Origin of the sequence: Amycolatopsis sp. SID8362, assembly GCF_010550475.1 — a bacterium.
Classification (GTDB): Bacteria; Actinomycetota; Actinomycetes; order Mycobacteriales; family Pseudonocardiaceae; genus Amycolatopsis; species Amycolatopsis eburnea.
This window is the reverse complement of sequence record NZ_JAAGNB010001769.1, coordinates 1-5,705: the sequence shown is the minus strand read 5'-3', so window position 1 is coordinate 5,705 and position 5,705 is coordinate 1. Positions and strand designations below refer to the sequence as shown.

The following is a 5,705-nucleotide window of genomic DNA, read 5'->3' as shown; positions in this document are numbered from 1 at the left end:
CCCGCGGCACCCGGGCTGCGGGCGCTGGCGCGGGAGCTGCTGGACTCGCTGGACGCGCCGGTGTCCGAGCCGGAACCGGAGCTGCCTGCGGCGCCTTCGCTGCCACGCGGGTCCCGGGGCCGCGAGCTGAACGCGTGGACCGGCCGGGCGGCGGGCTGCCTGCTGGGCAAGCCGGTGGAGAAGATCCCGCGCGAGGGGATCGAGGAGATCCTGCGCGCGACCGGCCGGTGGCCCCTTTCCGGGTGGTTCACCGCGGTGGGGCTGCCCGCCGACGTCGCCGAGCGGTGGCCGTGGAACCGCCGGTCGGCGCCGACGTCGCTCGAGGAGAACATCGACGGGATGCCCGAGGACGACGACCTCAACTACCCGATGCTGGCGCTTTCCCTGGTGGAGGAGCGCGGCCTGGGCTTCACCACGGAGGACGTCGCCCAGCTGTGGCTGGACAACCTGCCCGCGGGCCGGGTGTTCACGGCGGAGCGCGCGGCGTACCGCAACCTCCTCGACGCGCGCCCGGACACGGCGACGTACCGGAACCCGTTCCGGGAGTGGATCGGCGCGCTGATCCGCGCGGACGTGTTCGGCTGGATCCGCCCGGGCGACGTCCACGGCGCGGCCCGGCTGGCGCGGGTGGACGCCCGGCTGAGCCACACGCGCAACGGCGTGTACGGCGCGATGTGGGCCGCGGGCCTGGCCTCGGCGGCGATGGTGTGCGACACGGTCGACGAAGTCCTCGACGCGGCGACGGCGGCGATCCCGGCTTCGAGCGCACTGGCGGCGGCGGTCCACTTCGGACGTTCCGCGGCCGCGGAGGGCGACGTCGCGAGTGGACTCGACCGGCTGCACGCGGAATACGGGCACCTGCATTGGGTGCACGTGCTGAACAACGCGGCGGTGATCGCGTACGCACTGGCGAAGGGCGGCGGCGAGTTCGGCCCGAGCGTGTCGATCGCGGTGACGGCGGGCTGGGACACCGACTCGGCGGCCGCGACGGTCGGGGGAGTGGTGGGGGCGGTGAGCGGGGTGGGCGAGTATTGGAGCAAGCCGCTGGACGGGCGGATCGCGACTTCGCTGCCTGGTGGGGAACGTCGGATCGCGGATCTCGCGGCCCGCACGGCGAGGCTGGCGGAGGCGGGCCGGTGACCGGGCGGGTCGGTTCGGGCTTGGCGGGTGATGCCGCGAGGCTCGGTGGGGCCGCGGGCGGCGATGCCGGGCGGGTCGACGCAGGCCTGCCGGGCGGGTCCGCCACCGGCGGTGGGGCTGCGGTCGGTCCTCCCTCGGCGACCGGGCGGGTCGTGGTCGTCGGCTCGGCCAACGTCGACCTCGCCGTCGACGTGGCCCGGGTGCCCCGGGCCGGTGAGACCGTCCTCGGCGACCGCCTCCGCCGCAGCCCGGGCGGCAAGGGCGCGAACCAGGCCCTCGCCGCCGCGCTCGCCGGGGGTGCCAGTACCAGCTTCGTCGGCGCGCTCGGCGAAGACGAAGGCGCCGACCTCATCCTCGTCTCCCTCGCCGGCGCCGGGGTCCGCACCGATCTCGTCGAACGCGCCGACGCGCCGACCGGAACCGCCTTCATCACCGTGGCCCCGGACGGCGAGAACGCCATCGTCGTCGCGCCCGGGGCCAACGACCACGTGAAGATCGGGGCCGCGCAAGCCGATCGGATCGCCGAAGCCGATGTCGTGCTCGCGCAGCTCGAGATTCCGCTCGACGTCGTCGCGGCCGCCGCCGCGGCCAAGCGGGCCGGGGCGTGGCTGATCCTCAACGCCGCGCCGTCGCGGGAGCTGCCCGATTCACTCTGGGAGGTCGTCGACCTGCTGGTCGTCAACGAGCACGAAGCCGCCGATCTCGCGGGTGAGCCCGAGAAGCTGCTCAAGCGCGTGCCCGCGGTGGTCGTCACCCTCGGCGGCGAGGGCTGCGTCGTGCTCCGCCGCGGCGAAGAACCCGTGCGGATCCCCGGCATCCCGGTCGACGTCGTGGACACCACCGGCGCGGGCGACACCTTCTGCGGCGTCCTCGCCGCGGCGCTGGCCCACGGCCACGACCTGTCCCAAGCCGCACGGCGAGCGGGTGCCGCCGCCGCGCTGGCCGTCACGCGGCCCGGGGCTCAGGCCGCCGTCCCGACCGCCGCGGAAGTGGCGGAACTCGAAGGAAAGGCACCATGACCGCCGGTTTCGACCCGCTCGTCCCGCGGCCGATCGACCAGCCGACCGAGGTGCGCGGACCGCTGTCCGCATTGGACGAAGCCAAGATCTTCGCCGCGCCGGCGGACCCTGCCGACCGGCCCGCGTGGCGCGCGAAGCTCCACGAATGGCGGGAAGACGCCCGCGAGCGGCACGGCTACACCGGTGCCGCCTACGACCGTCCACAAGCGACTTGGGCGGCGTCGTGCCACACGGTCGCCCAGGTCTGGCTCTGGGACGAGCTGCTCTACTCGTTCGAAGGCCGCAGCTTCACGCCCGAGCGCTTCCTCGCCGACGCGCGGGACCGCTTCGGCGGGCTCGACGCCGTCGTCCTCTGGCACGCCTACCCGGTGATCGGCCTCGACGACCGCAACCAGTGGGACTTCTACCGCGACGTCCCCGGCCTCGCCGAGCTGATCGCCATCCTGCACGCCGAGGGCTTGCACGTCTTCGTCGACTACAACCCCTGGGACGTCGGCACCCGCCGCGGCGCGGACGACCTCACCGAACTGGCCGCGCTCGTCAAGGACTTCGAAGCCGACGGCGTCTTCCTCGACACGCTCAAGAAGGCCGAGCCGGAGTTCGTCGAACGCCTCGAAGCCGCCCGGCCCGGGATCGTCGTCGAAGGCGAGTCGAAGCTCGCCGTCGAGCGGATCGAGGACCACGCGGCGTCGTGGGCCCAGTTCTTCGCCGACTCGCCCGTGCCCGGCGTCCTGCGCGCCCACTGGTACGAGCGGCGCCACATGCAGCACCACGTCCGCCGCTGGCACCGCGACCACAGCGAAGAACTGCAGTCCGCGTGGCTCAACGGCGTCGGGGTCATGGTCTGGGAGGTCGTCTTCGGCGTCTGGGTCGGCTGGTCGCCCCGCGACGCCGCCACCGTCCGCCGGATGGTCACCCTGCAGCGCCTGGCGAAGGACCTCCTCCTCGACGGCGAGTGGACACCCCTGGCCGAGCTGCCGCCCGAGGCCGAAGCCGCCGGTGTCTACGCGTCGAAGTGGGAACTCGGCGACCGGACACTGTGGACACTCGTCAACCGCGGCGACACCGACTACCACGGCCCGCTGCCCGGCACGGACCTCCTCGGCGGGGTCCCGGCTCGCGGCATCGGCGCGACGGTGGACGGCTGGCGGCCGGACCTCCCGCCGTTGCCGCACGACCCGGATGCCCGGTTCCCGCACCGGATCGCGCGCCGCGTGAGTCCACAACGGACAACCGGTGTGCCCGACGAAGACGCCGTTGTCGTCCCGGCCGGACCGTACGTGCTGACCGTCCGATACCGCGCCCGGGAGACGGGCATGTACCAGGGAGCGCCCTATGTGGACGAATGGAAGCCACTCCCGCCGCGCCTGCACGACGCCCGGACCCTGCAGCGCGAAGGCGAGCTGACGACGGCGGTCGCGGTCGGGGCCACCGAAGTGACCAACGCGCAGTACGCGGAGTTCCTGGCCGCCACCGGCTACGAACCGGCGCGGGAGCACCGAGGAGCGCCGGACGCACCCGTTACCCACGTCGACCTCGACGACGCCCGCGCGTACTGCGCGTGGCGCGGCGGTCGCCTGCCGACCGAGGACGAGTGGCAGCTGGCGGGCGACCGGCTGCGCCGCGGCACCCCGGCCGTGTGGAACTGGACCGAGAGCGAGCACTCCGACGGCCGCACGCGGTTCGTGATGCTCAAGGGCGGCAGCGACTACCGGGCCGAAGGCTCGGAGTGGTACGTCGAAGGCGGCCGGAAAGGACCCGAGTACACCGTGAAACTCCTCTTGCCCGGCCTGGGGCTCGCCCGCAGCGCGACCGTCGGTTTCCGGTGCGCGTGGGAGGTGCCGTCGTGACCGTCTCCCGCGACCCCGCTGCCGGGGCACTGGCCGGGCTGCGCGTCGTCGACGCGTCCACGCTCTTCGCCGGGCCGATGGCCGCGATGCACCTCGGCGACATGGGGGCCGAGGTGATCAAGATCGAGCACCCGCGCAAGCCGGACCCGGCGCGCACGCACGGCGCCGCCAAGGACGGCGTCAACCTCTGGTGGAAGACGCTGGGCCGCAACAAGCGCACGATCACCGCCGACCTCGGCAGCGAAGGCGGCCGCGAGGTCTTCCTCGCCCTCGCCACCACCGCCGACGTCGTGATCGAGAACTTCCGCCCGGGCACCCTCGAGCGCTGGGGCCTCGGGTACGACGAGCTGGCGAGCTGGAACCCGAAGCTCGTCCTCGCCCGCGTCACCGGATTCGGGCAGCTCGGTCCTTATCGGACCCGACCCGGTTTCGGCACCCTCGCCGAAGCGATGAGCGGTTTCGCGGCGACCACCGGGGAGCCGGACGGCCCGCCGACGCTCCCGCCGTTCGGGCTTGCCGACGGCGTCGCGTCCCTGGCCACGGCGTACGCGATCATGGTCGCGCTCGCCGCGCGCGCGAACACCGGGCGCGGGCAGGTCGTCGACACCGCGATCATCGAGCCGATGCTCGCCATGCTCGGCCCGCAGATCACGCGCTGGGACCAGCTGCGCACCGTCCAGCCGCGCACCGGCAACCGGTCGATCAACAACGCGCCGCGCAACACCTACCGCACCGCCGACGGCCAGTGGGTCGCGGTGTCCACTTCGGCCCAGTCGATCGCCGAACGCGTGGTCCGGATGGTCGGCCGGCCGGACCTGGCCGACGAACCGTGGTTCGCCAGCGGTGCCGAACGCGCGCAGCACGCCGACGAACTCGACGAAGCCGTCGGCAAGTGGATCGGGCAGCGCACGCGTGACGAGGTCGTCGCCGCGTTCGAAGAAGCGCAGGCCGCGGTGGCGCCGATCTACGACGCCGCCGACATCGTCGCCGACCCGCAGTTCCGGGCGCTCGGCACGATCCACGAGATCGACGACGCCGAGCTGGGGCCGATGCTCATGCAGGGCCCGCTGTTCCGGCTGTCGGGCCACGACGGCGTCATCGGGTTCACCGGGCGCCCGCACGGCGCCGACACCGACGCGGTCCTCGACGAACTCGGGTTCTCGCCGGAGCGGGTGGCCGAACTGCGGGAGCGGGGTGCGGTGTGACGCCGCCGCTCACGCTTCTCTACGCGCCCGCCGACCGGCCGGACCGGGTACGCAAGGCACTGGCGTCCGCGGCCGACGTCGTGCTCGTCGACCTGGAAGACGCCGTCGCCCCGGCCCGCAAGGACGAAGCCCGCGCCAACGCGATCGACCTGCTCACCACCGCGGACCGGCCGGTTCAGGTGCGCGTCAACCACCCGAGCACGCCGTGGCACGACGCCGATCTCGCGGCGGTCGCGGGCCTCCCGCCGTCGGTGGGCGTGCGGCTCCCGAAAGTCGAGGCGCCGTCGGATGTCCTGGCCGTCGCGGCGGTGCTGCCGGACCGGGCTTTGCACCCGCTGATCGAGTCCGCGCTCGGTGTGGAACGGGCGCTGGAGATCGCGACGGCGTCGCCGCGGGTGGCGTCGATCGGGCTGGGCGAGGCCGACCTGCGCTCGGACCTCGGCGTGGCCGACGACGCCGGGCTGACCTGGGCGCGCAGCCGGGTGATCGTC

General features: G+C 73.8%; 5 protein-coding genes. All 5 read left to right on the top strand.

Annotated elements, in window-relative coordinates:
• The coding region (locus tag G3I65_RS54325) for an ADP-ribosylglycohydrolase family protein (RefSeq protein ID WP_160704249.1) at window positions 1–1,140 on the top strand (1,140 nt) is incomplete at its 5' end.
• Between the two features lie 152 nt (window positions 1,141–1,292).
• The gene (locus tag G3I65_RS54320) at window positions 1,293–2,159 is read left to right on the top strand and encodes a ribokinase (protein WP_309236110.1); all 867 of its coding nucleotides are present in this window, start codon (window positions 1,293–1,295) and stop codon (window positions 2,157–2,159) included.
• Entirely contained in the window at window positions 2,156–4,009 is a 1,854-nt protein-coding gene (locus tag G3I65_RS54315) for an SUMF1/EgtB/PvdO family nonheme iron enzyme (RefSeq protein ID WP_160704247.1), read from the top strand. The genes G3I65_RS54320 and G3I65_RS54315 overlap by 4 nt, the downstream gene beginning before the upstream one ends.
• Window positions 4,006–5,214, top strand: a complete 1,209-nt coding sequence (locus G3I65_RS54310) for a CaiB/BaiF CoA-transferase family protein (protein ID WP_160704233.1) — start codon at window positions 4,006–4,008, stop codon at window positions 5,212–5,214. Before G3I65_RS54315 ends, G3I65_RS54310 begins: the two co-directional genes overlap by 4 nt.
• A partial coding sequence (locus G3I65_RS54305; RefSeq protein ID WP_309236109.1) for an aldolase/citrate lyase family protein occupies window positions 5,211–5,705 on the top strand: 495 nt, incomplete at its 3' end. The genes G3I65_RS54310 and G3I65_RS54305, both read left to right, overlap by 4 nt.

Excerpts from the sequence above, each read along its gene's own strand:
- G3I65_RS54315 (WP_160704247.1), top strand. The coding sequence starts at position 2,156 with ATGACCGCCGGTTTCGACCCGCTCGTCCCGCGGCCGATCGACCAGCCG.